The sequence below is a fragment of the Vibrio sp. 10N.222.54.E6 genome (assembly GCF_041473955.1).
GTDB lineage: Bacteria > Pseudomonadota > Gammaproteobacteria > Enterobacterales > Vibrionaceae > Vibrio > Vibrio tasmaniensis_A.
On the sequence record NZ_JBFRTD010000008.1, the window covers coordinates 40,509 to 66,407 of the forward strand.

Annotated in this window: 25 protein-coding genes; 7 read left to right on the top strand and 18 right to left on the bottom strand. The window is 43.9% G+C overall.

Annotated features, from left to right (window positions below):
* Positions 1–27: 27 nt before the first annotated feature.
* The 14 genes from lpxB to rpsB all read right to left on the bottom strand — a co-directional run bounded on the left by lpxB (position 28) and on the right by rpsB (position 14,292).
* Entirely contained in the window at positions 28–1,224 is a 1,197-nt protein-coding gene (gene lpxB, locus AB4513_RS03075; RefSeq protein ID WP_009847406.1) for a lipid-A-disaccharide synthase, read from the bottom strand.
* Between the two features lie 129 nt (positions 1,225–1,353).
* Positions 1,354–2,142 (bottom strand): acyl-ACP--UDP-N-acetylglucosamine O-acyltransferase, encoded by a 789-nt coding sequence (gene lpxA / locus AB4513_RS03080; RefSeq protein ID WP_009847407.1) that lies wholly within the window; start codon positions 2,140–2,142, stop codon positions 1,354–1,356.
* 1 nt (position 2,143) lies between these two features.
* A complete protein-coding gene (gene fabZ, locus AB4513_RS03085; RefSeq protein ID WP_009847408.1) occupies positions 2,144–2,596 on the bottom strand; it encodes a 3-hydroxyacyl-ACP dehydratase FabZ in 453 nt (150 codons plus the stop codon).
* A gap of 93 nt (positions 2,597–2,689) precedes the next feature.
* A complete protein-coding gene (gene lpxD, locus AB4513_RS03090; RefSeq protein WP_009847409.1) occupies positions 2,690–3,721 on the bottom strand; it encodes a UDP-3-O-(3-hydroxymyristoyl)glucosamine N-acyltransferase in 1,032 nt (343 codons plus the stop codon).
* Positions 3,722–3,726: 5 nt separating this feature from the next.
* Positions 3,727–4,227, bottom strand: coding sequence for an OmpH family outer membrane protein (locus AB4513_RS03095; protein WP_009847410.1), 501 nt, complete (start codon positions 4,225–4,227; stop codon positions 3,727–3,729).
* A 27-nt stretch (positions 4,228–4,254) separates the two neighbouring features.
* Positions 4,255–6,660, bottom strand: a complete 2,406-nt coding sequence (gene bamA / locus AB4513_RS03100; protein WP_009847411.1) for an outer membrane protein assembly factor BamA — start codon at positions 6,658–6,660, stop codon at positions 4,255–4,257.
* A 48-nt stretch (positions 6,661–6,708) separates the two neighbouring features.
* Complete coding sequence (gene rseP, locus AB4513_RS03105; RefSeq protein WP_102257777.1) at positions 6,709–8,067, bottom strand: sigma E protease regulator RseP; 1,359 nt, start codon at positions 8,065–8,067, stop codon at positions 6,709–6,711.
* Complete coding sequence (gene ispC, locus AB4513_RS03110; RefSeq protein WP_009847413.1) at positions 8,064–9,272, bottom strand: 1-deoxy-D-xylulose-5-phosphate reductoisomerase; 1,209 nt, start codon at positions 9,270–9,272, stop codon at positions 8,064–8,066. The genes rseP and ispC overlap by 4 nt, the downstream gene beginning before the upstream one ends.
* 51 nt (positions 9,273–9,323) lie before the next feature.
* The gene (locus AB4513_RS03115; RefSeq protein WP_009847414.1) at positions 9,324–10,166 is read right to left on the bottom strand and encodes a phosphatidate cytidylyltransferase; all 843 of its coding nucleotides are present in this window, start codon (positions 10,164–10,166) and stop codon (positions 9,324–9,326) included.
* A gap of 16 nt (positions 10,167–10,182) precedes the next feature.
* Positions 10,183–10,935, bottom strand: a complete 753-nt coding sequence (locus tag AB4513_RS03120) for an isoprenyl transferase (protein WP_009847415.1) — start codon at positions 10,933–10,935, stop codon at positions 10,183–10,185.
* A gap of 98 nt (positions 10,936–11,033) precedes the next feature.
* On the bottom strand, positions 11,034–11,591 hold the full coding sequence (gene frr / locus AB4513_RS03125) for a ribosome recycling factor (RefSeq protein ID WP_009847417.1): 558 nt from the start codon (positions 11,589–11,591) through the stop codon (positions 11,034–11,036).
* 98 nt (positions 11,592–11,689) lie between these two features.
* Positions 11,690–12,421: a UMP kinase gene (gene pyrH / locus AB4513_RS03130; protein ID WP_009847418.1), complete on the bottom strand. Its 732-nt coding sequence runs from the start codon at positions 12,419–12,421 to the stop codon at positions 11,690–11,692.
* Positions 12,422–12,577: 156 nt separating this feature from the next.
* Positions 12,578–13,423, bottom strand: a complete 846-nt coding sequence (tsf, locus tag AB4513_RS03135; protein ID WP_009847419.1) for a translation elongation factor Ts — start codon at positions 13,421–13,423, stop codon at positions 12,578–12,580.
* Positions 13,424–13,560: 137 nt separating this feature from the next.
* Entirely contained in the window at positions 13,561–14,292 is a 732-nt protein-coding gene (gene rpsB, locus AB4513_RS03140) for a 30S ribosomal protein S2 (protein ID WP_009847420.1), read from the bottom strand.
* Positions 14,293–14,749: 457 nt separating this feature from the next.
* Between rpsB and map the strand changes: the two genes are divergently transcribed.
* From map to AB4513_RS03155, 3 genes are all read left to right on the top strand, one after another.
* Positions 14,750–15,628 (top strand): type I methionyl aminopeptidase, encoded by an 879-nt coding sequence (map, locus tag AB4513_RS03145; protein WP_102257776.1) that lies wholly within the window; start codon positions 14,750–14,752, stop codon positions 15,626–15,628.
* A 139-nt stretch (positions 15,629–15,767) separates the two neighbouring features.
* Positions 15,768–18,389 carry a bifunctional uridylyltransferase/uridylyl-removing protein GlnD gene (gene glnD / locus AB4513_RS03150; protein ID WP_009847422.1) on the top strand — a complete coding sequence of 874 codons (2,622 nt, stop codon included), beginning with the start codon at positions 15,768–15,770 and terminating at the stop codon, positions 18,387–18,389.
* Between the two features lie 218 nt (positions 18,390–18,607).
* Positions 18,608–18,991 carry a DUF3461 family protein gene (locus AB4513_RS03155; protein ID WP_004734354.1) on the top strand — a complete coding sequence of 128 codons (384 nt, stop codon included), beginning with the start codon at positions 18,608–18,610 and terminating at the stop codon, positions 18,989–18,991.
* A 161-nt stretch (positions 18,992–19,152) separates the two neighbouring features.
* Here the strand turns inward: AB4513_RS03155 and truC are convergent, their stop codons facing one another.
* Both truC and AB4513_RS03165 read right to left on the bottom strand, forming a co-directional pair.
* A complete protein-coding gene (gene truC / locus AB4513_RS03160; protein WP_009847423.1) occupies positions 19,153–19,902 on the bottom strand; it encodes a tRNA pseudouridine(65) synthase TruC in 750 nt (249 codons plus the stop codon).
* The gene (locus AB4513_RS03165) at positions 19,902–20,216 is read right to left on the bottom strand and encodes a YqcC family protein (RefSeq protein ID WP_009847424.1); all 315 of its coding nucleotides are present in this window, start codon (positions 20,214–20,216) and stop codon (positions 19,902–19,904) included. The genes truC and AB4513_RS03165 overlap by 1 nt, the downstream gene beginning before the upstream one ends.
* A gap of 87 nt (positions 20,217–20,303) precedes the next feature.
* Between AB4513_RS03165 and AB4513_RS03170 the strand changes: the two genes are divergently transcribed.
* Together AB4513_RS03170 and AB4513_RS03175 are read left to right on the top strand one after the other, a co-directional pair.
* Positions 20,304–21,344, top strand: a complete 1,041-nt coding sequence (locus AB4513_RS03170; protein WP_009847425.1) for a DUF3549 family protein — start codon at positions 20,304–20,306, stop codon at positions 21,342–21,344.
* Positions 21,345–21,428: 84 nt separating this feature from the next.
* Complete coding sequence (locus tag AB4513_RS03175; RefSeq protein WP_009847426.1) at positions 21,429–21,737, top strand: DUF3301 domain-containing protein; 309 nt, start codon at positions 21,429–21,431, stop codon at positions 21,735–21,737.
* Here the strand turns inward: AB4513_RS03175 and AB4513_RS03180 are convergent.
* Positions 21,703–22,221, bottom strand: a complete 519-nt coding sequence (locus tag AB4513_RS03180) for a GNAT family N-acetyltransferase (protein WP_009847427.1) — start codon at positions 22,219–22,221, stop codon at positions 21,703–21,705. The genes AB4513_RS03175 and AB4513_RS03180 overlap by 35 nt on opposite strands.
* A gap of 768 nt (positions 22,222–22,989) precedes the next feature.
* Between AB4513_RS03180 and AB4513_RS03185 the strand changes: the two genes are divergently transcribed.
* Both AB4513_RS03185 and AB4513_RS03190 read left to right on the top strand, forming a co-directional pair.
* On the top strand, positions 22,990–23,277 hold the full coding sequence (locus AB4513_RS03185; RefSeq protein WP_009847428.1) for a hypothetical protein: 288 nt from the start codon (positions 22,990–22,992) through the stop codon (positions 23,275–23,277).
* 38 nt (positions 23,278–23,315) lie between these two features.
* On the top strand, positions 23,316–23,759 hold the full coding sequence (locus AB4513_RS03190; protein ID WP_009847429.1) for a YaiI/YqxD family protein: 444 nt from the start codon (positions 23,316–23,318) through the stop codon (positions 23,757–23,759).
* Positions 23,760–24,036: 277 nt separating this feature from the next.
* Here AB4513_RS03190 and AB4513_RS03195 read toward each other — a convergent pair whose 3' ends face one another.
* Positions 24,037–25,623, bottom strand: coding sequence for an AbgT family transporter (locus AB4513_RS03195; RefSeq protein ID WP_009847430.1), 1,587 nt, complete (start codon positions 25,621–25,623; stop codon positions 24,037–24,039).
* Positions 25,624–25,899 lie beyond the last annotated feature (276 nt).

A 25,899-nucleotide genomic window follows, 5' to 3' on the forward strand; every position in this document is an offset into this window, starting at 1 on the left:
TAAGCAAATGCTTTTGAAAGAAGCACTTTATGATTCAACAAACTCTCGACCGATCAATTTCAGAACTGCGTTAGCTGCCTGTTTGTCAGCATCTTTACGAATCCAGTGATGCATTTCAGTAAAGCGTTCAATAAGTGGCGCGTTGTCAGTTGAAAGCATCTTATCGACCGATGGGAAAAGGTAATCTGGGTGACACTCCTCAAGAATGTGTTCTTTTACGATTTCTTCACCCGCTAGGATATTCGGTAACGAGACAAATTCTGTGATCGACAATTTCTTAACGATATAGCCAGTGAGCTTGTTGACCTTGTAGCCAACGACCATCGGTCGTTTCAGCAACATACACTCAAGAGCAACAGTACCAGAAGCTAACAAAACAGAATCAGCAGCAGTAATCACATTGGTAGCCGTATCTTCTACCAAGGTAAATTCAAGTTCAGGTGCCGTCGATTGCCAGATCTCTGTAAACTGTTTCTTGCGCTGTTCATTAACCAATGCAACAACAAAATTGATATCAGGGTACTTTTGCTTAATGCGCTGACAAGTTTCGATAAATGGTTGAGCAATCAAACTCATTTCACCACCACGGCTACCTGGCAATACCGCTAACCACGGCTTATCTTGATCTAAACCTAAAAGATCGCGAGCCTCTTTCTTATTCGGCTCCAGTGGAATGGTATCAGCCAACGTGTGGCCAACGAATTCACAAGCAACGTTATATTTATCATAAAACACTTTTTCGAATGGTAAGAAAGCCAGTACCAAATCGGTTGCTTTGTCGATTTTAAAGATACGCTTTGGACGCCATGCCCAGACTGAAGGGCTGACATAATGAACAGTCTTAATGCCCGCGTTCTTAAGATCTAATTCAAGTCTTAGATTAAAGTCTGGCGCATCGATACCGACGAAGACATCTGGCGGGTTTTGAGTAAAGTACTTAACTAGCTCCGCTTTCACTTTTAGCAAGCGAGGTAAACGACCAAGCACTTCTACAAGCCCCATCACGGCAAGCTCTTCCATTTCGAAAAGAGACTCACAACCAAGCGCCTTCATTTTTGGTCCGCCAATACCCACGAATTCAGCATTCGGATATTGTGATTTGATCGCTTTAATAAAGCCTTCGCCAAGCGTGTCACCAGAGAGTTCTCCGACAACGATACCTACACGCAGAGGTTCATTCGAAACAAAGTCCAAGCTATTGGTTGCTGCTTCTTGCTGTGCCATAGTTTTCTAATTCCCTTCTTGCCTAAAACAAAAAAGATCGCCTAACGAGTAGCGATCTTTTTGTTATACCAATCTAACGAGGTAACTATTGTCATACTCATATTGATTGGTACATAACCACATCAAGTATTAACGAATAATACCGCGCTCAGAGCTCTCTAGCATTTCTAACATAGGAGTTACCGAAGCAAACTCTTTCGCCATTTCAACTAAAGCGGCTTTCGCTTCTTCAAGTGTTTTGCCTGAACGGTATAACTCTTTGTACGCTTTCTGTAATGCTCGAATTTCTGGTTTCTCAAATCCGTTACGCTTCAAGCCCACTAGGTTGAGGCCGAATGGAGCGGCATGATTACCCTGTGCAAGCACGTACGGCAGTACATCTTGAACAACCGCAGAACAGCCGCCAATGTACGCATAAGCACCAATAGAACAAAATGGGTGAATAGCAGAAAGCGCCATAACACCCGCATAATCGCCAACGGTTACGTGGCCACCAAGAATAGCATTGTTACCAATGTGAGTATGGTTACCAACAATAACATCATGCGCTACGTGAGCATTTACACAAAGTAAGTTGTCATCGCCAATCACAGTGGTAGCTTTGTCTTGAGTTGTACCACGGTGGATCTGAACTGCTTCACGAATCACATTACGGTCACCGATCACAACAGTCGTGTCTTCACCACCGTATTTCTTATCTTGGTTTTCTTCTCCAATCACTGCGTGTGGGAAGATTCGGTTTTGCTTACCAATTGTCGTGTGACCTTTGATCACAACATGCGACATCACTTCAGTGTCATCACCAATTGTCACGTTACCAGCAATGTAAGTGAAAGGACCAACCGTCACGTTAGCACCGATAGTTACATCACCTTCGATTACTGCTGCCGGGTGAATTTTCGCTGTTTCATGAATCATATTAAAACTCTCTACGAGCACATTTAAGTTCAGCTGAACATACAACTACGCCGTCAACTTTCGCTACACCGTTGAACGATGCAATGCCACGACGTTCTTTTAAGAACTCAACTTCGATAACCAATTGGTCACCTGGCACTACTGGCTTGCGGAACTTCGCTTTATCTACGCTAGCAAAGTAGTAAAGCTCATTACCAGAAGGAGCACCAAAAGATTTAAATGCTAGAAGACCTGTTGCTTGCGCCATTGCTTCTAAGATCAACACACCTGGGAATACAGGAAGTTGTGGGAAGTGGCCTGTGAACTGAGGTTCGTTAACAGAAACATTCTTAATCGCAGTCAGTGTCTTTTCTTTTTCAAAGCTAGTCACACGATCAACCATTAAGAATGGGTAGCGATGAGGTAATAGTTCCTGAATTTCAGTAATGTTCATCGTTGTCTGTTCAGTAGTCAAAGTCGTATTCCTATGTATATTCTTTATTTAATGAGAAGGATTATAAACGAAAAAGACTCGCTGTACGCGAGCCTTTTATTAGAAATGCTGGAATTATGATTCCGCGCTGTTCTCGATAAGTTTTTCAACGGTTTTCAAACGCTTGTTCATTTCATCAATACGATGAACTCGCGTTGCTGTTTTACGCCAATCTTTATTTGGCTGTAAAGGAATACCTGAAGAGTACATGCCTTTTTCGGTGATACTGCGCATTACCATCCCCATACCGGTGATTGTAACGCCGTCAACGATTTCTATATGACCATTAATCACACAACCGCCACCAATAATACAGTACTTACCTATCGTTGTGCTGCCGGCAATGATAGTACCACCTGCAATAGCAGAACCATATCCGATGTGAACATTATGAGCTATCTGAAGTTGGTTATCTAAGATAACGTTATCTTCAATAATAGTGTCATCTAATGCGCCACGGTCAACGGTAGTACACGCGCCGATTTCTACGCGGTTACCAACACGAACTGAACCGACTTGCGGGATCTTAACCCACTCGCCTTTCTCATTCGCATAACCAAAACCATCGGATCCAATCACTGTACTAGATTGAATCAAACATGCTTCGCCAATCACCACTTCATGGTAAACACTTACGTTAGCCCAAAGCTTAGTACCTGCGCCAATTTTTGCATTTTGACCAATAAAGCAACCAGCACCGATAACGACGTCATCACCAAGCACTACGCCAGTTTCAATCACAGCATTGGCACCAATAGACACATTTTGTCCAATGGTCGCGTCGCCTAAAATTGAAGCAGAATCAGCAATACCAGCAGCTGGCGCTGGCGTGGTATCAAGCGCTTGAGCAACCTTAGCAAAAGCAACATAAGGGTCGCTGACCACAATAACGTTGGTCTTACACAGTTCACGCTCGCTCTCTTTAACCATAATAGCGGATGCTTTACAGTCGCCAAGGTGCTTGCTGTACTTCACGTTCGAAAGGAACGTAATATTTCCTTCTTGCGCTTTATCCATAGGAGCGACTGCTGAAACGGTAACTGCACCGTCTCCGTGTAGCTCTCCACCGGTAATCGTTGCCAATTCGGCTAAGGTCAGATTCTTCATAAAACTTATTTCAGTGATTTAATTACTTTTTCAGAGATGTTGTATTCTGGCTTACCGTACTGCAGAGCTTGAATATCAACGATCATGTCGTAGCCTTCTTTCTCTGCAACTTTAGTTACAGCATCTTGAATTACTTTGAATAGCTTCTGCTTCTCTTGTGCTTCACGACGTTGGCTTGCTTTTTCTAATGCTTGAGCTTTGATTTTGTATTTGCTGTCTAGTTGGCCGACTTCAATACGAAGTTTCTCTACTTCATCAGGCCCTAATAGCTCACCATCACGCTTAAGCTTTTCAATCTTAGTCTTAGCTTCAGCTTGGATACTTTGAAGCTCAGCAGCTTTATCTTTGAACTCTTCCTGCATTTTTTGAAGAACAACTTCACGCTGAGGTAGAGCCTGGAATACTTGTGCAGTATTTACATAGCCCACTTTTTGCGCAGCTTCAGCCGCTGTTGCAAAGAAAGAAGAGCTAAGAACTACAAGGCCTAAACCTGCTGCTTTAATCATATTTTTCAAAATATTGTCCTTTAAAGATTAGAAAGTTCTACCAATGGTGAATGTGAAGAATTCTTCGTCATCGCCTTCGTAGATTTTAATTGGTTTCGCTAGAGAGAAAACCAATGGTCCCATCGGTGACATCCACTGAAGAGCGGCACCATAAGATGAACGGTAATTTGTTGGGTCAGAGTAATCGTAGTAGTACTGTTGACCGCTATTAGGTACGCCACGGTCTACGAATTCGGTATCCCATACACTTGCCATATCGAAGAACACGCTAGTTCGAATCTGACTGCGCGCTTCATCAGAAGCAAACGGTGTTGGTACGATTAACTCTACGCTAGCCAAAGCAACCGCATTACCACCAACCGAATCATCGGTTGCAGAATTGTACGTCGGGTTGTTGCCCGTGCTATTTCCGTAAACAGCTTTTGGACCAGCTGAGTTCGAACCAAAACCACGTAGTGTTGTAAAACCACCCGCGTAGTAGTTTTCGTAGAATGGGAACAAGTTATCATTACCATCCGTTTGACCATAACCGTTACCATAGCCTAATCGACCACGCATCAATAGTGTGAACTCATGCTTTTTAGTCAACGGAATGTAATGTTTTACATCGTATTGCGCTTTGAAGTATTTCGCATCCGAGCCTGGTACGGTTATTTTCGCGAAAGCACGTTGGTGGTTACCTTCAGTAGGGAAGAAGCCACGGTTAAGGTTGTTGCGCGTCCAAGAGATATTGATATCGAAGTCATCGGTTAAGATATGCTCATCACCGTATTGGTCAATACTTCTCGCAAACTGTTCAACTTGAATATAGGTAGGAACGTTACCGATTTTGTTGTGCGTATAACCAAAACCAAACTCGAGACGGTTCAGCTCATCCATAGGGAAACCCCATGTTAAGCTCGTACCATAACTTTGGTTGGTATAATCGACAATACCCGCTTCAGAGGCTTCAAATTCGTTGTAGAAGATTTTCCCTCCCATACTCACGCCATCAAGGTTCCAGTATGGGTCGCGGTAGTCTAAGCTCACATTCTTTTGGTAATCGTTCATCATGGCGCTTACGCCAACACGGTTACCAGAACCTGCAAAGTTATCTTGCTGTAAACCAACCTGGAAGCTGACACCCGATTCAGTACCGTAGCCAACACCGAAGTTGACGCTACCCGAGTTCGCTTCCTTAACGTTGTAAACCAGATCCACTTGGTCTTCACTGCCAGGAACACGTACCGTTTGCACATCGACCGTTTCAAAAAAGCCTAAACGGTTAAGACGGTTCTTACCTGTATCAATCGACTTGGAGTTCAGCCAGCTGCCTTCCATTTGACGCATTTCACGACGCAGTACTTCATCTTTCGTTGAGTTGTTACCCGTGAATCGAATATCACGAACGTAGATACGGCTGCCCGCTTCTACATTGATAACCAACGACACTTCTTTGGTCTCATCGTCAAATTCAGGAATCGTACGAACTTGTGGGTACGCATAGCCAGATTCGCCTAGAATTCGTTTCACGCCCTCTTCTAAAGACGTTACAGAAGAACCGTTATATGTATCGCCATCTTCGAATGGCACTAACGCTTCGAAGTCAGCCTCGCGGCCGATAAGCTCACCACGGAAAGAGACATCTTTAACGGTATAAGCTTCGCCTTCATCTAGGCCTAGCGTGATGTAAACACCTTTCTTATCAGGAGAGATCGCAACCTGAGTCGAATCCACCTTAAATTTAAGGTAACCACGGTCAAGGTAGTAAGATTTCAACGCTTCGATATCACCAGCCAGTACTTGCTTCTGGTATTTTTCATCCGCAAGGAAATTCCACCATGCAACATCAACGTTCAAGTTGAAACGACTAAGTAGATCAGCGTCAGAGAAAACTTCGTTACCGATAAAGTTAATTTGCTGAATCTTAGCGGACACGCCCTCAGTAAATACAAACTTAAGGTCAGAACGGTTACGAGGCAGAGGCGTCACTACAGCTTTTACTGTCGCGTTGTATTTACCAACACTGTAGTAGAAATCTTCAAGGCCCTTCTCAATGTTACTCAGTGTAGTACGGTCAAGGGCTTCACCTTCACGAACACCAGATGCATCTAGGTTCTGCTGAAGTTGTTCTTCTTTGATCGCCTTGTTACCTGAGAATGAGATACTTGCGATGGTCGGTCGTTCTTTGACTTGAACAACTAAAACATCATCATCGCGAAGAACTTTAACGTCCTCAAAGTTGCCTGAAGCATACAGTGCACGAATGATCTCAGACACATCGCCGTCATCCACTTCATCGCCAATACGTACTGGCATTTTCAGTAGAGCTGCACCAAGTGCAACACGCTGTAAACCTTCGATCTTGATATCTTGAACTACAAAGTTTTGTGCTCCGTTCGCAGCCACACTAGTGGCCAATAGACTTGCGAACAGAATTTGCTTAATCGCCATACTTATTCTAATTATTCCTTGCTACTACCAATGCCTGTGAGAAACCATTCACAGACGAGTAAAATCATTAAATATTGCCAGAGCCATCAAAGAGAAGAGGATTGCGCCTCCCACTCTATATCCCATTTCTTGAACTTTTTCAGGTACAGGTTTACGAGTAACGGCCTCAATAGCGAAAAAGAGCAAATGTCCGCCATCAAGCATAGGCAGCGGAACTAAATTAATAATACCCAAGTTAACACTAATCAGAGCTAAAAAACCTAAGAAGTAAACTAAACCGTAATCGGCGGTTGCCCCTGCGCCTTTAGCAATTGAAATTGGGCCACTCAAGTTATTTAAGCCAACATCACCAACGATAAGCTTCTTAAGCATTGTCAGTGTCAAACCTATGATTTGACCTGTTTTATTAAATGCTTTTCCTACAGACTCAATTACACCAAATTGTAACTCAAAGCGATAATCTTCTGGCCATTCTGCGACTTCGGGAGCAATACCCGCATAGCCGATTGTAGAACCATCAGAAAATTCGCGACTATTGGGCGTCATAACCAATGACCGCTCAATACCATTTCGTAATACGACAAGGTCCAAGGGCATCATTGGGTGTGAACGGATTAATTCAACAACCGACTTCCACTGTTCAATAGGCTGACCATTAATTTCGACAATTTTATCGCCAGATTCTAGCCCTGCAGAATAGGCAGCACCGTCATCAATAACTTGAGCGAGCACTGTCGATATCTCTGGAGAATAGGGTCTAAAACCAAGCGTTGTCATTGCTGACTCAGTTTCTGGGTTGAACGACCAGTCAGAAATATCCAATGTTATCTGTTGTTCAAAGCCGATGTCGTCTTGAGAAGAAACCGTTACAGTCATGGACTCATCACCAATATGTGATATCAAACCCAAGTTTACTGATTCCCAATCTGCGGTTTTGATTCCTGAAATAGATTTAAGTTCCATTCCAGTTTCAATTCCGGCTCGTGCAACAATAGATTGCGGGGTGACCTCACCGATCACCGGTTTAACCGCAGGCACGCCAATCAAAAATACCAGCCAATATGCGAACACGGCAAAGATAAAGTTGAATGCTGGACCTGCACCCACAATCGCTGTTCGTTTCCACAACGGTTTCTTATCAAAAGCGTATTGCTGTTCGTCTTCAGAAAGGTCATCAACACGACCATCAAGCATCTTAACGTAGCCACCCAATGGAATGACTGACAAGCTATATTCCGTTCCATCGCGGCCAACTTTACTCCAGATCGATTTACCAAAACCAATCGAGAATTTTTCTACTTTCACACCGCAGCGACGAGCAACCCAGAAGTGTCCAAATTCATGAACAGCGACCAGAATACCAAGCGCTACAATAAAGGATGCGAAGTTCCACAGAATTCCACTCATGCTAGCTGCTCTTTTATAAATTGAATGGCTATTTGACGAGACATATTATCGAGCTCGAGAAGGCTTTCCAAGCTATCTAAGCCTTCAGAGTTATGTTGTTCACATACTTTGTTCATAACATGCTCGTTAATGATAGCAATATCGGTAAACTTCACTTGATTGTTCAAGAAAGCATCGACTGCAATTTCGTTTGCCGCATTAATTGCTGTTGTTGCATGCTGCCCCAAATAGCACGCCTCAATGGCTAATCTCAAACATGGGTAACGAGTTAAATCGGGCTCTAAGAAGGTAAGCTCGCCCACTTTGGTGAAATCCAGAGGCTTAACACCCGCTTCAGTACGATCAGGATAAGACATGGTCAAAGCAATTGGCGTCGCCATATCAGGTTCACCCATTTGAGCCAATACTGAGCCATCTTTGTACTGAACCATAGAATGAATCACAGACTGAGGGTGAATAATAACTTTGAGTTGCTCTTGAGAGGCATTAAATAGCCATTTCGCCTCAATGTACTCTAAGCCTTTATTCATCATCGTAGCTGAATCAACAGAGATCTTAGGGCCCATTGACCAGTTAGGGTGTGCAATCGCTCTCTCAGGTGTGACCGAATCTAACTCTGCAACATCCGTATAGCGAAAAGGGCCACCCGAACCAGTCAAAAGAATATGGTTGATACCATTTTCTTCAAGGTCACAACGGCCTAGTTTGGTTTGCACATTCTGAGGTAAACACTGAAAGATAGCATTATGCTCGCTGTCGACAGGAAGCAGTTCAGCGCCGTACTTCTCTACGGCGTCGATAAACAACTGGCCAGACATCACCAACGCTTCTTTGTTAGCCAGCAAGATGCGCTTACCAGCCTTAACCGCAGACATCGTAGGAAGCAAACCTGCCGCACCCACAATAGCAGCCATTACCGTGTCCACTTCATCTAGAGAAGCGACCTGACACATGCCTTCAGAACCAGAAAGAACTTTGATGTTTGGGTGATTTGTAGACAACACTTCAGTCAGCTTAGATGCTGCATCAGGGCAAGCCATAGCAACATAGCTTGGTTGCCACTTTTCAACTAACGCCAGCATCTTTTCAACATTCGAGCCTGCAGCCATTGCTACAACCGAATAGAGTTCTGGGTTTTGTTCAACGACTTTTAGTGTACTTGCACCAATTGAGCCGGTAGCGCCAAGGATAGTTAGATTTCGCATCACATATGACCGTAGAAATGTAATAAAGGGCAGAATCACTGCCCTTTTTTATTAGAATGCTAAATAAAGCAGAGCAAAGACAGGGAACGCAGCCGTTAAGCTATCTATTCTATCAAGTATACCACCATGACCAGGAATCAGATTACTGCTGTCTTTCACCCCAGAAACACGTTTAAACATGCTTTCAACAAGATCACCAAGAACAGAAATAACGACGGTCACAAGAGTAATAACAATCATGTGGAGAGGGCTTGTGAATTGGATATCAAACAAGTCAGCAAAGATCCAGGCCACGATCACTGCTGTAATGATGCCACCAATAAGACCTTCAATCGTTTTATTAGGACTCACCGCAGGGGCCATTTTGCGCTTGCCAAAGCTCTTTCCTGAAAAGTAAGCACCACTGTCCGCAGCCCAAACAAGCAAGCAAACGAACATCACCAATTTTGCGCCGTGGTAAGGATCAACATCAATACCGTTAGCACGCAGGATAACCACACTCCAGAAGAATGGTAGCAAAGTCAGCACGCCAAATGCGTGACGAAGAATGGATGAGTCTTTCCATGCTGGCATAGACTTAGGATAAGTCACTGCCATACCACTCGCGATTACCCACCAAATTGAACCAATCGTTAGAATGGCGTAGTGAGCACCCGATAAGTTATTAAGGCTAAATGCATCAAAAGGTATAAAAGCAAAACTTGCAGCACTTACCACAACTGTTGGAATCAACGCTAAATAACGTGATTTGCTTTCAACAAACTGAGTCCACTCCCAAAGACCCAATAGCGAGATTACTGCTAGTGAAAGAATAAACGTGGGAAGTGATAACTCGAAAATACCTAGAATAACTAGGGGAGCTAAAATCAACGCCGTAATAATTCGTTGTTTCAAACCAAAAAAATCCTTATTAACTGTCCATCAGAGCTTTAATTTGCTCACCGGTGCATCCAAAACGACGCTCGCGGTTTACAAACCAAGTCACAGCTTCTACTAAGCTGTCTTCATTAAAGTCTGGCCAGAATTGTTCAGTGAAATACATTTCGGCGTAAGCTAATTGCCAAAGCATAAAGTTACTAATGCGGCACTCGCCACTGGTGCGGATAAGTAGATCGACTTCTGGAATATCTGCCATCGTCAGGTGTTGTGTAATCATAGCTTCATCAATGTCTTCTACATTAATATCGCCAGACTTAACCTGTTGAGCAATCGAAGTCATCGCTTGCTGGATATCCCACTTACCGCCGTAGTTAGCCGCAATATTAATAACCATACCCGTATTGGTGCTAGTCAAAGCTTCCGCTTCTTCTATTTTCTTTTGTAGTCGCTCATTAAAACGACTTTTATCACCAATAACACGAAGTTGTAGATTATTTTTATGAAGCTTTTTTACTTCACTCGATAGCACTGAAATAAACAGTTCCATCAAGAGACCCACTTCTTCTTCAGGACGACGCCAATTTTCACTACTAAAAGCAAAAAGAGTTACGGCTTTAATGCCAAGTCTGGCTGCTGAAGATATGGTTTTTCGAACAGCTTGAACGCCATTTTTATGACCAAAGACACGAGGCTTACCCTGAGCTTTTGCCCAGCGACCATTACCATCCATAATGATAGCAATGTGTTTAGGAAGAGAGTCTGTGAACGCTTGAGAATTATGCATAAAAGAGTGAATCAAATTCTAATAGTCGAACAGAATAGCATAAAAAAACGCTGCACCGTGAGTACAGCGTTTTTCCTGAAAGAAAAGAATATGGAAAATTAAACTTCCATCAACTCTTTTTCTTTAACTGCTAGAACTTCGTCTACGTTCTTAACCGCAGCGTCAGTTAGCTTTTGAATTTCGTCTTGTGCTTTACGATCTTCGTCTTCTGAAATTTCTTTGTCTTTAAGAAGTGCTTTTAGATCGCCATTCGCGTCACGACGGATGTTACGAATAGCAACACGGCCACCTTCAGCCTCGCCACGAACGATTTTAACTAGGTCTTTACGACGTTCTTCCGTAAGCGGTGGAAGTGGAACGCGAATAACCGTACCTGCAGACATAGGGTTTAAGCCTAGGTCAGAAGTCATGATTGCTTTTTCAACAAGAGGAGTCAGTGTTTTATCAAACACTGTAATTGCTAGTGTACGTGCGTCTTCAGCAATAACGTTAGCTACTTGAGTCAAAGGTGTTGGTGCACCGTAGTACTCAACAGTAAGACCAGAAAGTAGGCTCGGGTGAGCACGGCCTGTACGGATTTTTTGTAGGCTGTTTTTTAGTGCATCAACACTTTTTACCATGCGCTCTTGAGCGTCTTTTTTGATTTCGTTAATCACAATTTCACCTTGATTATGTTCTTTCTTCAAGAAAGCTTTTTATTTGGAGTGATAAGGATAAGCTTACCGAAGCATTATACTTCAGTAAGCCCGAAAAATTAGTCAGCGTCGCTGATTAATGTACCTTCAGTTTCACCCATAACCACGCGACGTAGTGCGCCTGGCTTATTCATGTTAAATACACGGATTGGCATTTTGTGGTCACGTGCTAGCGTAAATGCGGCCAAGTCCATTACTTTCAATTCTTTTTCAAGAATGGTGTTGTAAGACAACGTATCATACAACTCTGCGTCTGGGTTTGCTACTGGGTCAGCAGTAAATACACCATCTACTTTTGTTGCTTTTAGAACTACGTCAGCTTCGATTTCGATACCGCGTAAACATGCAGCAGAGTCTGTAGTAAAGAATGGGTTACCAGTACCAGCAGAGAAGATCACAACACGACCTTGACGTAGTTGGCTGATTGCATCTGCCCAGTTGTAGTCGTCACATACACCTTTAAGAGGAATTGCTGACATTACACGTGCGTTTACGTAAGCACGGTGTAGTGCGTCACGCATAGCAAGGCCGTTCATTACCGTTGCCAGCATCCCCATATGGTCACCAACAACACGGTTCATACCCGCTTCTGCTAGGCCTGCGCCACGGAAAAGGTTACCACCACCGATAACAACACCAACTTGAACGCCTAGTTCAACTAATTCTTTTACTTCTTGAGCCATACGATCAAGGATCGTTGGGTCAATACCAAAACCTTCTTCGCCTTGTAGCGCTTCACCGCTAAGTTTTAACAGAATACGTTGATACGCTGGTTTAGGGTTCGTAGTCATGGAGCTTACCTTCCAAAGAGTTGATGATTAACAGTCATGGATAAAAACTGAAGAGCTCAGTTTGCATTCATAACAGCTAAAAGCCGGAAATAATTCATTATTCATAAAAAGACCGCAGCATTTGCCACGGTCTCTTTTCAAACAATACGCTAAGGATTAACCTTTTTGTACCGCTGCAACTTCGTCTGCGAAGCTCATTTCAGCTGCTTTCTCGATACCTTCACCAACTTCTAAACGAACGAAGGTAGTAACTGATGCGCCTTTCTCTTTAAGAATGTCAGCAACAGTTTTCTTAGGTTCCATGATGAAAGCTTGACCAGTAAGAGATACTTCGCCCGTGAATTTCTTCATACGGCCGATAACCATTTTCTCAGCGATCTCTTGTGGTTTGCCTTCGTTCATAGCGATTTCAACTTGAACAGCTTTTTCTTTTTCTACTACGTCAGCAGGTACGTCAGATGGGTTAACGTACTCAGGCTTAGAAGCAGCAACGTGCATAGCGATGTGCTTAAGCGTTTCAGCTTCGCCTTCACCAGCAACAACAACACCGATTTTCTCGCCGTGACGGTAAGAAGCTAGTGCAACACCTTCAACAAGCTCAACACGACGGATGCTGATGTTCTCACCGATCTTAGTTACTAGAGCGATACGTGCGTCTTCAAACTTAGCTTGAAGTGCAACGATGTCTAGACGTTCAGCTAGAGCAACTTCAGCAACTTCGTTAGCGAATGCAAGGAAACCTGCATCTTTAGCTACGAAATCAGTTTGGCAGTTCACTTCAAGAAGAGCAGCAACGCCAGCTTCTTCTTTAATGATGATTGCGCCTTCAGCAGCAACGTTACCAGCTTTTTTAGCTGCTTTCGCTGCGCCAGATTTACGCATATTTTCAATTGCTAGCTCGATGTCGCCTTCAGCAGCAACAAGCGCTTTTTTACATTCCATCATGCCCGCAGCTGTGCGTTCACGAAGTTCTTTAACTAGAGCTGCAGTTACAGTTGCCATTCTCTATTCCTCAGTAAATTCTAAAAAAGATAAAAAACAGGGGCCTAATTAATTGGCCCCTGATATTGACTGTATTCAGTTCTTAAGCCATCGATTATGACCGCTTAATATGAACTAAATATGGCTCAGAGCCGCTATTATTCAGCTTCTACAAAACCGTCTTTTTCAGCAGCTACAGCAGCAACATCTTTGTTACGACCTTCTTTAACCGCGTCTGCAGCAGCGTTTAGGTAAAGCTGTACTGCACGGATTGCATCATCGTTACCAGGGATAACGAAGTCAACACCGTCTGGGTTAGAGTTAGTATCAACTACAGCGTAAACTGGGATACCTAGGTTGTTTGCTTCTTTAACTGCGATGTGTTCGTGATCAGCATCGATAACGAATAGAGCGTCTGGAAGGCCGCCCATGTTCTTGATACCACCAAGAGACTTCTCTAGCTTCTCCATTTCACGAGTGCGCATTAGAGCTTCTTTCTTAGTAAGCTTGTCGAAAGTACCGTCTTGAGCTTGCGCTTCAAGTTCTTTCAGACGCTTGATAGACTGACGAACAGTTTTGTAGTTCGTTAGCATACCGCCTAACCAGCGGTTGTTAACGTAGAACTGGTTGCTGTTGATAGCAGCTTCTTTAACAGCTTCAGATGCAGCGCGCTTAGTACCAACAAAAAGAACTTTACCTTTCTTCTCGCCAACTTTAGCGATTTCAGCTAGAGCGTCGTTGAACATTGGTACAGTTTTTTCTAGGTTGATGATATGTACTTTGTTACGAGCACCAAAGATGAATGGCTTCATTTTTGGGTTCCAGTAACGAGTTTGGTGACCGAAGTGAACACCAGCTTTAAGCATATCGCGCATTGATACAGTTGCCATTTTAAAATCCTCTATGGGGTTAGGCCTCCACATCCCCCATGAATCCGACCCCTAACAACTAACCACTTTTCAGCCGTTATCTGTGTTGTTGAGGCACCCCGGAACATGTGTCGGAATGTGTGTGATTTAAAGAAATAAGTTAGTGGACACAAAGCTTGTTTCGCCAATTGGAGAAAACAGTCCTGATGTCCGGCGCGCTTTATACCATATTTTGTCTATCTATGGCTAGAAAAAAATCCAAAAATGGCGACTGCTATACTCTAGCCTATTAGCGGATTTCACCGATAAATCGCGGCCTAATCAAATCGATTCAGCATCGTCTTACAGAGCAATATCGGCTTAAATTAAGTAGTATCCACCAGCATTGTATGGATATGGGAATGTTGCGCTAAAATGCTGCACTGATAGAATAGCCCCAATATGCACACTTAGGTGCTACCAAATTAAGAGATATGCAATGGCTGTAAAAATTAAAACTGCTGAAGAAATTGGAAAAATGCGCGTCGCCGGCAAGCTGGCTTCTGAAATTTTAGAGATGATTGAACCTCACATCCAAGTGGGTACAACGACAGAAGAGCTTAACCAAATCTGTCACGAGTACGCTCTAGAGAGAGGCGCATACTCAGCACCACTTGATTACCACGGTTTCCCTAAGTCTATCTGTACGTCTATCAACCACATCGTGTGTCATGGTATTCCAGCATCACAAGATGAGACTGGTAGCACAGGTCAATTCAAACCTGCAGTATTGAAAGATGGCGATATTCTAAACGTTGATATCACTGTGATTGTTCCTGATGACGAAAATGCAGACCTAAGCACTCGTCCGCAAGGTTACCATGGTGACACATCTAAAATGTTCCTTGTGGGTGAAGTTTCACCAGCAAACAAACGTCTATGCATGGTTGCTCAAGAAGCACTTTACGAAGGCATGCGTCAGGTTAAACCAGGCGTTCAACTTGGCCAAGTTGGTACTGCTATCGAGAAGTACATCAAGACAAACAACAAGAATAACCCACGCGCTAAGTTCTCTATTGTAAAAGATTACTGTGGTCACGGCATTGGTTCTGAGTTCCACGAAGATCCACAAGTCGTTCACTACAAAAACAGCGATCGCACAGTGCTAAAAGCAGGCATGTGTTTCACAATCGAGCCAATGATCAATGCTGGTAAATTTGGTTGCCGTCTAGATGACGAAGATAGCTGGACAGTGTACACAGCTGACAGCAAGAACTCGGCTCAGTGGGAACACACTTTAGTTGTTACTGATACTGGTTGTGAAGTACTAACACTACGCAGTGATGATACGATTCCACGTATCATGAAGAACGCTTAGTTCAACAAACTGAACACCTCAGACTTTTGAAAATATCCTCGCATTGCCGAGGATATTTTTTTATCCGCTCAATTTCGATTTTGCATCAGCTTCTGTTAAATTGTTTACTATTCTCATTTGCTTGCACGGATAGCAGACTATGCCTTATCAATGCCCTATTACGTTCAATGACGAACAACTTGAAATCTGCGAATTAAAAAATCAGCTCGAAATCTTCACGCAGTATCAAAAGAGTGAATTTCTAAATCATCATCCAGTTACCGATTTGGTTCTGCTGCGCTCCGAATACATGGATTTGCTTCTCAACCGTTTATGGGAGCATTTCGGATTTAGCAAACTGCCTCATATTGCGTTGGTCGCAGTAGGCGGCTATGGCCGTGGTGAACTACACCCTTTATCCGATATTGATATTCTCATCGTCTCGCAAAGAACTCTACCATCAGCACTAGGTGAGAAAGTCAGTCAATTCATCACCCTACTGTGGGATTTGAAGCTAGAAGTCGGCCACGCAGTCCGTACCATTGCCGAGTGTCTTGAGATTGGCATCGATGATTTAACCGTTGCGACCAACTTACAAGAGTCACGTTTACTATGCGGAAGCGAAGACACCTTTCAAGAGTTAAAGCTAAAGATTCATTCCGATTCATTTTGGCCAAGTGAGACCTTCTACAAGGCGAAGATTCAAGAACAGAGAGAGCGTCACGCTCGTTATCACGACACAACTTACAATCTAGAGCCGGATATCAAATCAACTCCGGGCGGGCTCAGAGACATCCACACTCTGAGTTGGGTAGCACGTCGCCACTTCGGTGCGACTTCTTTGTTAGAAATGAGCAAGTATGGCTTTCTTACCGATGCCGAATATCGTGAACTCGTGGAGTGCCAAGATTTCTTATGGCGCGTTCGCTTTGCACTGCACATAGAGCTGCGCCGTTATGACAACCGACTTACCTTTGCGCATCAGGCTCAAGTAGCCGAACACCTTGGTTACACTGGTGAGGGCAATCGCGGCGTAGAAATGATGATGAAGGAGTTCTACCGAACACTTCGTCGTGTAGCAGAGCTCAACAAGATGCTGCTTAAGCTGTTTGACCAAGCAATCATTAACGGTGGTCAAACACAAGAAGCCGAGATTCTCGACAATGACTTCCAACGTCGAGGTTCATTAATCGAAGCGCGTAAGCCAGCCCTATTCCAAGCACGGCCAGAAACGATTCTCGATATGTTTATCCATATCGCGAATGACTCGACGATCGAAGGGGTAAGCCCACCAACATTACGACAACTGCGAACGGCGCGTCGCCGATTGAACCGCTTCCTGCATACCATTCCTGAAGCTCGTGACAAGTTCATGGATTTAGTTCGCCACCCCAACGCACTGCACAAAGCTTTTAGCTTGATGCATAAACTGGGCGTGCTATCGGCGTACTTACCGCAATGGAGCCAAATTGTCGGCCAAATGCAGTTTGATCTGTTCCACGTTTACACCGTGGATGAACACAGTATTCGCCTGCTCAAGCACATCAACCGCTTTAGCCAAGTAGAGAACCACGACAAACACCCAATTTGTTGTGAAGTGTACCCTCGAGTTCAGAAAAAAGAACTCCTGATCCTCGCCGCTATCTTCCACGACATCGGAAAAGGCCGTGGTGGAGACCACTCGGAAATCGGCGCCGTTGAGGCTTACTCTTTCTGTATTGAGCATGGGCTATCGAAGCCTGAAGCCAAACAAGTTGCGTGGCTAGTACAAAACCACCTATTAATGTCAGTGACCGCTCAGCGCCGTGATATCTACGATCCGGATGTGATTACCGAATTCGCCAAAAAAGTTCGCGATGAAGAGTCACTTGAGCTGCTGGTTTGCTTAACTGTCGCTGATATCTGTGCTACCAACCCAGAGCTATGGAACAGCTGGAAACGTACCCTACTCGCAGAGCTATTCCATTCTACGCAGCGAGCACTGCGTCGCGGCTTGGAAAACCCAGTCGATGTCAGAGACCGTATTCGTCACAATCAACAAATGGCATCTGCACTGCTGCGTAAAGAAGGTTTCTCCGCTCGTGAAATTGAAGTGTTGTGGCAGCGTTTTAAAGCTGACTATTTTTTGCGTCATACACACACTCAAATTGCTTGGCACTGTGAGCACTTACTTCGCTTAGAAGATCCGAGCCAACCTTTAGTACTTATCAGCAAAAAAGCAACACGAGGTGGTACAGAGGTATTCGTATACTGTAAAGACCAAGCAGCACTTTTCGCCACCGTTGTTGCCGAGCTCGACAGACGTAACTTTAACGTTCACGACGCACAGGTCATGGTCAGTAAAGATGGTCACGTTTTGGATACCTTTATCGTACTTGATCAACATGGTGAAGCGATTGATGAAGCAAGGCACAAAGCCGTTGCGAAGCATCTAACTCATGTTCTGGCTGATGGCCGTCCAACTAAGATTAAGACACGTCGCACGCCTCGAAACTTGCAGCATTTCAAGGTAAAAACTCGGGTTGAGTTCCTACCAACTAAGAGCAAGAAGCGCACCTTGATGGAGTTGAGAGCTCTTGATACACCGGGGTTGTTGGCTCAAGTCGGCGCAACCTTTGCTGAGTTAGACATCAATTTGCACGGCGCTAAAATTACCACCATCGGCGAACGTGCAGAAGATTTGTTTATTCTGACCAGTGACGCGGGAGGAAGGTTGTCTGAAGAACAAGAACAAGCCTTAAGAGAAAGATTAACCGAGCACGTTTCAGAACTCGCACCTTAGAAAGCTAATTTAGAGCTAGAAGTAAGTTGTGACGAGGAAACAAGTTTAGCTCTAGGAGCTGCTTTAATAGCCAAATAAGTGTGGGCAAAGATAGAGAGCGATCTTGCCCACAACTTACAATCAATTCACAGATATCAACTATCTAGCTCGTCGTTAGGCTGCTACATTGATCAAGTCAATTACATAAAAGTATTACATTCATAACCTAGAGGTCGCTTATGTATCCAAACCTCACTGGCTTAGGTATCCACGAACCTAAACAGATTGAACGTTACTCCCTTCGCCAAGAAGCGCACAAAGATATCCTGAAGATTTACTTTCGTAAGCAGAAAGGTGAACTGTTCGCGAAAAGCGTTAAGTTTAAGTACCCACGACAAGTAAAAAGTGTGCTTGTTAGCGGCGGCAATAATCAATACAAAGAAGTGACCGAGATTAACCGCAACCTCACTCTTGTGATTGATGAACTCAACAAAATCACCAAACCGACGCCAACGGCTGAGGTGGATGTGAAGCAGAAGATCCTTACTGACTTACGCCATCTAGAAAAAGTGGTATCAAGCAAGATCGCAGAGATCGAAGCCGATCTAGAAAAACTTAAATGATCCCGCGATTAACTGTTAGCAATTAACGATTAACTAACCTACATTAGTTATGCCGTTAAGGTCGCACAGACATCAAAAAGGGCTGATATCACTATCAGCCCTTTGTTTTTATTCTATTTTCTCTATTCACTTAGACTCGCGATTGCTTAAACACGCGTGACTTACTTCGACAAGCAAGTTTGAGCATCGATTAAGTTGGCATCCCACTCAAAAGTTTCAAACAACCTTAACCACGTTTCATCTAAGTTCGCCTTCATCACCAATTCTTCTTTAGTGAAAGGATGAATGAAGCGCAATTCAGAAGCATGCAGCAACAGACGGTGTGAGTCTAAATCATCACGGAACAGTCGGTTATGCTTACCATCACCATGTGAAGTATCGCCCACGATTGGGTGTCTTAGATGAGCCATGTGACGACGCAGCTGATGTTTACGTCCTGTCTTTGGCATCATCTCAACTAAGCAATAACGACTGGTAGGAAAACGGCCTGTTGAATACGGCACTTCGACTTTCGCTAACGGCTCGTAAACAGTGACGGCCTCTTGTGGTTCTTTATCTTCTTTCGCGAACTTATCGGCGATCTTATCCAACTCGACCTTGAGTGCATAATCGAGCGTATCGCCCTCTTCTATCCACCCACGGACAATCGCATGATAAGTCTTTTGCATCTCATGGTTGGCGAACATCGGCATCACCTCTGAGGCAACCTCACTCGACAGTGCGAACACCAATACGCCAGACGTTGGACGGTCTAAGCGATGCAGAGGAAATACGTGCTGACCAATTTGGTCGCGCAGAGTCTGCATCACAAACTGAGTCTCGTGTTTATCCAACCATGAGCGATGCACTAGCATACCCGCTGGCTTATTCACCGCGACAAAATACTCATCTTGATAAATGATCTCTAACATTACGCGCATACCTCATCAATGCTCTGAATCGTCACTAGCAGTTCAGCTTTGTCTGCCTCATTTTTCCACACTTCACCAAAATAAGGATGAATCGCAAAGCCTTTCGGTAGGCTCATTTGGGCATCCATCATTGCGTTGATCTTTACGATAAAGATCCACTGCAACCACTCTTCTGGTTGTAGCGAGTCAATCGCAAAAGGCTCAACGCTCGCCAAAGCTTCATTCGAAGGCGGAAGTTCACTCCATAGCGAACATTGGCGCATTTGTTGTTCTAATTGTTGAAGTAAAGGAGGTAACTTTGTGGCAGCTGTCATTTTTCACCAAGTTATTTATCTAGTGACCTTGAAATTGGGGCATAGAGTACCATCTATTTAGGAAAGAAAGTTAGGAGCTTTATTACTATGGAAACCATTCACACGCTCACTCAGTTACTAAAGAATAGCGGTTGCCAATACGACATCTACGACCTAGGTCGTCGTATCCAGAAAATCGACAACACCCTATTCTCTGATGTTGAGCAGGGGAAACAGCCATACCCGTTTCCACTTCAGAAACAAGCTCACTTAGCGATTAGCTACTGGAACGAACACAAGCAACCTTGGATCTGGTTCCTAAAATTCAAACTCGATGAAAGAGGCTTACTGCATCAAGGGGATGTGGGTAATTTTCTTAAGTTTGTTATCGAAGCGATGGGCACACGTTTGAACGGTGATATCAGCGAAGAGCAACAACAAAAGCTGTCTAACAACCCATATACCTTCAAGCCTTCAGAAGACAAAATGGCCGTATTTCATAGCCAAGTAAGAGCAGGGTTAGACCTAGCGACGAGCCAATATTACGAACACGCTCAACACTACTTCACTGGCGACCTAGGTTGGGACAACTGGAAAACCGTTGGTCTTCAAGGCATCACCGATATGTGTGCTCGCTTAGGCAGTCAGCAAAACGGTGTCGCTATTCGCAAGGCATTGAATAAACTGCCATCAGAGCCGCTATACGCAACACTAGGGGCGCTTGAGCACACGCAAATCAATGATAAGCTCGCTCAACGCTTACAAGAGATGGCAGACAATGAGATTAACAGTCAAGAGCCGGATCTGTTCTTACTGTCAGCTTTGGTTCGTGCCCTTTCCGGTGCAGAACAAGGAATCGCGAATAACATCATTAACCAAGTTCTCGCTAGTCCACGCTTAAGCCACCAAGAGGTGTTAATTGGTTTAGCGGGTCGCAGCTGGCACGCACTACAAGATCCAGCGATTGCCGAGCAATTCTTGTTACGTCTCGCACAAACAGGCAACCAAAACCTGTTCAATCAGTTATTTGCAGATTTAGTGATGATTCCGACACTAAGAATGGTATTTTTGCCGTTGTTGAATTCGAACCCATCACCAGAACTCGCAAATGCATTGATTGAGTTACAACAAGCGGCTAAGTCGCAATAAAAACTAGACAGAACAGCTCAGTAGCTCGTAACAACGAGCTCAAAACACAATTGGAATAGAAAGATAAAAGGAAGTATGGACTAAATGATAGATAACTTAGTGGCTATTTTGATGCTGTGCTTCTTTTGCTTTCTGTTTTGGCAGCAGCGCAGGCAATCCGAGCTTGCGAAAGCTGCCATTGCGAGAAAGTGTAAAGAGCTCGACTTGCAGCTATTAAGCGTTGCCTTCAACGGTCATAAACTTAAGATGCGCCATGAACTCACGACCATTTGGCGCTGGCATACTGTGTACCATTTTGAATTTTCGGCATTAGGTGATGACCTATACCAAGGAAAACTGACCATGGTCGGCTTCCGCTCTATGCGGTTTGAGCTACAGCCTCATAGAATGTAACGTCGCAGTGCGCGTTATAGCTATATTCATGATAAGGGCCAAACGAATCTTGTTTGGTTTCCTTAAATTCAAATCCTAGTTTTTCTAATAACTTAATCGATGGGTTGTGGCCGACATTCACAGTCGCAACAACATTCGTTAGGCGCTCTTCAAAACACACCAAACTTAAAAATGGTTTTAGCACCTCACTAGCAAAGCCGCGATTCCAATACTCTTTATCCAAAATAAAGCCAAGCTCATGCCTACCCTCTTCTGATGAAATAAAGACATGCCCAAGATATTCACGGGTTTGGTTGTGGATGATAGCGCGGCAGAAGCCGACGTTGTCTTGCAGTATCTCTTGAAATAAGAACTTCGCAGAGGCAATAGAGTGCGGCCCATTCATTTCAGAACGATTAACGGGGCAGCAATTCAACTTGATAAAGTCGTGTTGTAGCTGTTCGGTATAAGGTACCAACAGCGTTCTTGAGGTTGCTATCGTCATAAAACACTCCTTGTGTTGACCATTAGCAGAAAAGCAGATGTCGCGATCTTAGATAAAAGCTCCTGAATTAAAGAGCCCCCTAGAGAGAAGAAAAGCCTCAGATAAAGAAAAGCCCCGACACCGAAGTGTCAGGGCTAGGGTCTTACTCGCAGCAGTCCGGCTACTAATAAATGCTCCATGCATCATCCATAATAGTGGCTGTAATCCTTCAGCTCTTTCCTTTACTTCGCCGTCCTAGCGGTGTCCAATCATCCTGAAAGCTAACAATCCTAGTTAGCGCACATCACTTGTTCCGTGAGCGGTGTCCTTTACATCGTCCTGATGCTAATCCAACCCTTTAAATCCTAAAGGTGTCCATTGTCATTCCGTTGCAGCTAACTTCCTGTTAACTGACTGTATCCCTACAATGTCCTTACGCTCCATGCTTGACTACTCAATCCTAAGTAACCAAATCTTCATCCTGAAGATAACCAAATCCTTGGTGCTTTCCTGTTCCGTGTCAGAATCCTTCCGACAAGGTTTAATTTACGCGATTTACGATTTGGGACAATAGATTTGCATCACACTTTGAATTCATAAAAGTTGTTAATTATATAAAACAACAAAAAATCAACCACTTAATCATATGCACCTCAATCTCTCTAGCGATGTATTCGTGTTATCTCACAACCTTTGTAAGAGATCTCTCACAAGCTATGGGCGGTTTTATGATTCGCTATCACTCACCAGAGCGAGTAAAATGGCTGAAGACTAAAAATGGAGGTCAACATGCTGACAAAAGATGTGTCTGAAGAGTTGAAATCAGTGCTTGAAGGACTGCAAGCACAAGGGAAAGAGCCTACAGTTGCTTTAGTTAAAGCTCGTATGAGTACATCGGTTCCGATGCCCGCTTTAATCACAACCATCAAGAGCTGGAAAAGCGCGAATCGCGTTCCTAAAGTTGAAGTCGCGACACAAGAAGAGCCAGCACTCGATCGTGTTAGCCAACTGGAAAAGCAAATCCTTGAACTTACCACCCGCGTTGCCACGCTAGAAGCCAAGTTAACGGAACAATAAGTTAACTGAGCAATAAGCTAACAGAGAAATAGAACACTATGAAAATATGGGTTGATGCGGACGCTTGTCCTAAGGTTATCCGAGAAACAATCGTACGCGCAGCTGAGCGCACTGGGGTTGAATGTACCTTCGTGGCAAACCATCTGGTTCCTGTCCCTAAACGCAATAACATCCACTCAATTCAAGTCCCAAGCGGATTTGATATTGCAGATGATGAAATCGTAAAACGCACTGAACCCGGTGATCTCGTGATTACATCCGATATCCCTCTCGCCGATGAAGTGATCACCAAAGGTGGTCAAGCACTTAGCTCTCGTGGCGAGCTCTACACCAAAGAAACCATCAAAGCGCGCCTGAACATTCGTGACTTTATGGATACCATGCGTTCAAGCGGCATCCAAACGGGTGGACCAAGCGCCCTCTCACAGACCGATCGTCGTGAGTTCGCGAATCATCTTGATCGCCTGCTAGCAAAGCGCTAATCATTAAGAAACATTGAGATTCGTTCATAGCCATAACCGTGAACCTGTAGATATGTTTGTCGACATACTCCGTTTTTGTTACTTAACACTTGATACTAAGTGCTACTTTAACGGAGTATTGATGATCCACCTTGTCACCATCTCTTCTTTTTAAATCATCCCAATTTTCTACACTCTTTCAGATCACTTTCCGTGATTGGTACACCATACTTTCGATCAAAAAAAACCTGCACGAAGCAGGCTTTAAAATCTAACAATATGACTTGTACTAACGTTACTACGGCGTGTAGAACGTTGCTGCACCTGGGCCTACTGGAAGACCAAATACGAACACCCATAGGTAGAACAAGATGCTCCAACCGAACATAAAGCAGATTGAGTATGGAAGCATTGTAGCAATCAGAGTACCGATACCAAGGTTCTTCATGTAACGCGTCGCTACAGCAAGAATAAGACCGAAGTAGCTCATCATTGGTGTAATGATGTTCGTCGTTGAATCACCGATACGGTAAGCTGCTTGAATCGTTTCTGGTGCGTAACCAACAAGCATTAGCATAGGTACAAAGATAGGTGCTGTTACTGCCCACTGAGCAGAAGCCGAACCGATCATTAGGTTAATGAAGCCACACATTAGGATAAATGCAAAGAACAACATTGGGCCAGTAAGACCGATATCTTGTAAGAAGCTAGCGCCACCAACAGCGATTACTTGACCAAAGTTAGTCCACTTAAAGAAAGCAACAAACTGTGCAGCAAAGAATACAAGAACAATGTACATGCCCATTGAAGACATAGACGTTGCCATCGCGTTGATCACATCACGATCGTTCTTCATTGAACCGGTAACTTTACCGTAAACAAAACCAGGAATAGCGAAGAATACAAAGATAAACGCAACAATACTCTTCAAGAATGGAGAACCCGAAACCGTACCAGACGCTGAACGTAGAACACCGTCAGCTGGAACGATAGTCCACGCTAGAAGTGCAGAAACAGCCAATACAGCAATACCTGCTAGTTTTAGACCTTTCTTCTCAACATCCGTCAGTCTGCCCATCGAATCATTTGATAAATCTTCAGAAGCTTCTTCGTCGTTGTATTTACCCAACTTAGGTTCAACAATCTTCTCAGTTACAAATGCACCTGTAATCGCGATGAAGAAAGTAGAAACAAACATGAAGTACCAGTTTGACTCAGGACCAACCGTGTAAGACGGGTCAATCATCTGTGCCGCTGTTTCTGTAATACCAGAAAGCAGTGGGTCAACCGTACCGATAAGTAGGTTTGCAGAGTAACCACCTGACACACCAGCGAATGCCGCAGCAAGACCAGCAAGAGGGTGACGACCTAAAGAATGGAAAAGCATTGCTGCTAGTGGAATAAGTACCACATAGCCAAGCTCTGATGCTGTGTTAGAGATAATACCTGCAAACACAACAGTTACTGTAACCATACGCTTAGAAGCACCCATTACCATGCCACGCATTGCAGCAGATAGTAGACCTGAGTGTTCAGCAATCGCTACACCAAGCATAGCAACAAGTACAGTACCTAGTGGAGCAAAACCAACAAAGTTCTTAACTAAGTTAGTCACAATAAGTTGTAGACCTTCTGCGTTAAGCAGACTTACAACGTGGATCATGCCGTCAGCAGCACGACCTTTAGCACCTTCTGGTCGAGGGTCCATAACAGACACTTCGAAGTAACCAGCAATACCTGAAGTAACGAGGATTGCTAAGCAGAAGATTGCGAAAAGAGTGATTGGGTGGGGTAATAGGTTCCCCAAATATTCAACGCCATCTAAAAAGCGAGTAAAAATAGGTTTTTTAGGCGAATTGTTTTTTATTGAAGCTGATGAACTCATCAGTTCCCTCCTTGTAGTGATTCCTGTGCAATTGTGACAAAGATGTTTAAATTGCCCGCGCAGATTACTCGACAAAAGGGTCAATTAGAAATCGTAAATGTTACAAAGTGTGTAATAAACCATTCTTTTTAACTTAATAAAAACAAAAAATTAGCAAATAACTCCGATTAAAGTATAAAAGTTAGGTTTATAATTGGTATGGATGCATTCGTTCGGTTTATGCTTGCGCTTGTAAGCTATTGATAAAGTGACAAATAAGAAACAACGTACGCTAAG

Bases quoted from the DNA above. Each gene is read 5' to 3' on its own strand.
- pyrH (WP_009847418.1), bottom strand. From the start codon at position 12,421: ATGACTACGAACCCTAAACCAGCGTATCAACGTATTCTGTTAAAACTT.
- lpxB (WP_009847406.1), bottom strand. From the start codon at position 1,224: ATGGCACAGCAAGAAGCAGCAACCAATAGCTTGGACTTTGTTTCGAAT.
- map (WP_102257776.1), top strand. From the start codon at position 14,750: ATGGCTGTAAAAATTAAAACTGCTGAAGAAATTGGAAAAATGCGCGTC.
- bamA (WP_009847411.1), bottom strand. From the start codon at position 6,660: ATGGCGATTAAGCAAATTCTGTTCGCAAGTCTATTGGCCACTAGTGTG.
- AB4513_RS03170 (WP_009847425.1), top strand. From the start codon at position 20,304: ATGGAAACCATTCACACGCTCACTCAGTTACTAAAGAATAGCGGTTGC.
- AB4513_RS03120 (WP_009847415.1), bottom strand. From the start codon at position 10,935: ATGCATAATTCTCAAGCGTTCACAGACTCTCTTCCTAAACACATTGCT.
- ispC (WP_009847413.1), bottom strand. From the start codon at position 9,272: ATGCGAAATCTAACTATCCTTGGCGCTACCGGCTCAATTGGTGCAAGT.
- glnD (WP_009847422.1), top strand. From the start codon at position 15,768: ATGCCTTATCAATGCCCTATTACGTTCAATGACGAACAACTTGAAATC.
- AB4513_RS03165 (WP_009847424.1), bottom strand. From the start codon at position 20,216: ATGACAGCTGCCACAAAGTTACCTCCTTTACTTCAACAATTAGAACAA.
- AB4513_RS03095 (WP_009847410.1), bottom strand. From the start codon at position 4,227: ATGATTAAAGCAGCAGGTTTAGGCCTTGTAGTTCTTAGCTCTTCTTTC.
- lpxD (WP_009847409.1), bottom strand. From the start codon at position 3,721: ATGAAGAATCTGACCTTAGCCGAATTGGCAACGATTACCGGTGGAGAG.
- truC (WP_009847423.1), bottom strand. From the start codon at position 19,902: ATGTTAGAGATCATTTATCAAGATGAGTATTTTGTCGCGGTGAATAAG.
- AB4513_RS03155 (WP_004734354.1), top strand. From the start codon at position 18,608: ATGTATCCAAACCTCACTGGCTTAGGTATCCACGAACCTAAACAGATT.
- AB4513_RS03175 (WP_009847426.1), top strand. From the start codon at position 21,429: ATGATAGATAACTTAGTGGCTATTTTGATGCTGTGCTTCTTTTGCTTT.
- AB4513_RS03185 (WP_009847428.1), top strand. From the start codon at position 22,990: ATGCTGACAAAAGATGTGTCTGAAGAGTTGAAATCAGTGCTTGAAGGA.
- lpxA (WP_009847407.1), bottom strand. From the start codon at position 2,142: ATGATTCATGAAACAGCGAAAATTCACCCGGCAGCAGTAATCGAAGGT.
- rseP (WP_102257777.1), bottom strand. From the start codon at position 8,067: ATGAGTGGAATTCTGTGGAACTTCGCATCCTTTATTGTAGCGCTTGGT.
- rpsB (WP_009847420.1), bottom strand. From the start codon at position 14,292: ATGGCAACTGTATCAATGCGCGATATGCTTAAAGCTGGTGTTCACTTC.
- AB4513_RS03180 (WP_009847427.1), bottom strand. From the start codon at position 22,221: ATGACGATAGCAACCTCAAGAACGCTGTTGGTACCTTATACCGAACAG.
- AB4513_RS03190 (WP_009847429.1), top strand. From the start codon at position 23,316: ATGAAAATATGGGTTGATGCGGACGCTTGTCCTAAGGTTATCCGAGAA.
- AB4513_RS03195 (WP_009847430.1), bottom strand. From the start codon at position 25,623: ATGAGTTCATCAGCTTCAATAAAAAACAATTCGCCTAAAAAACCTATT.
- tsf (WP_009847419.1), bottom strand. From the start codon at position 13,423: ATGGCAACTGTAACTGCAGCTCTAGTTAAAGAACTTCGTGAACGCACA.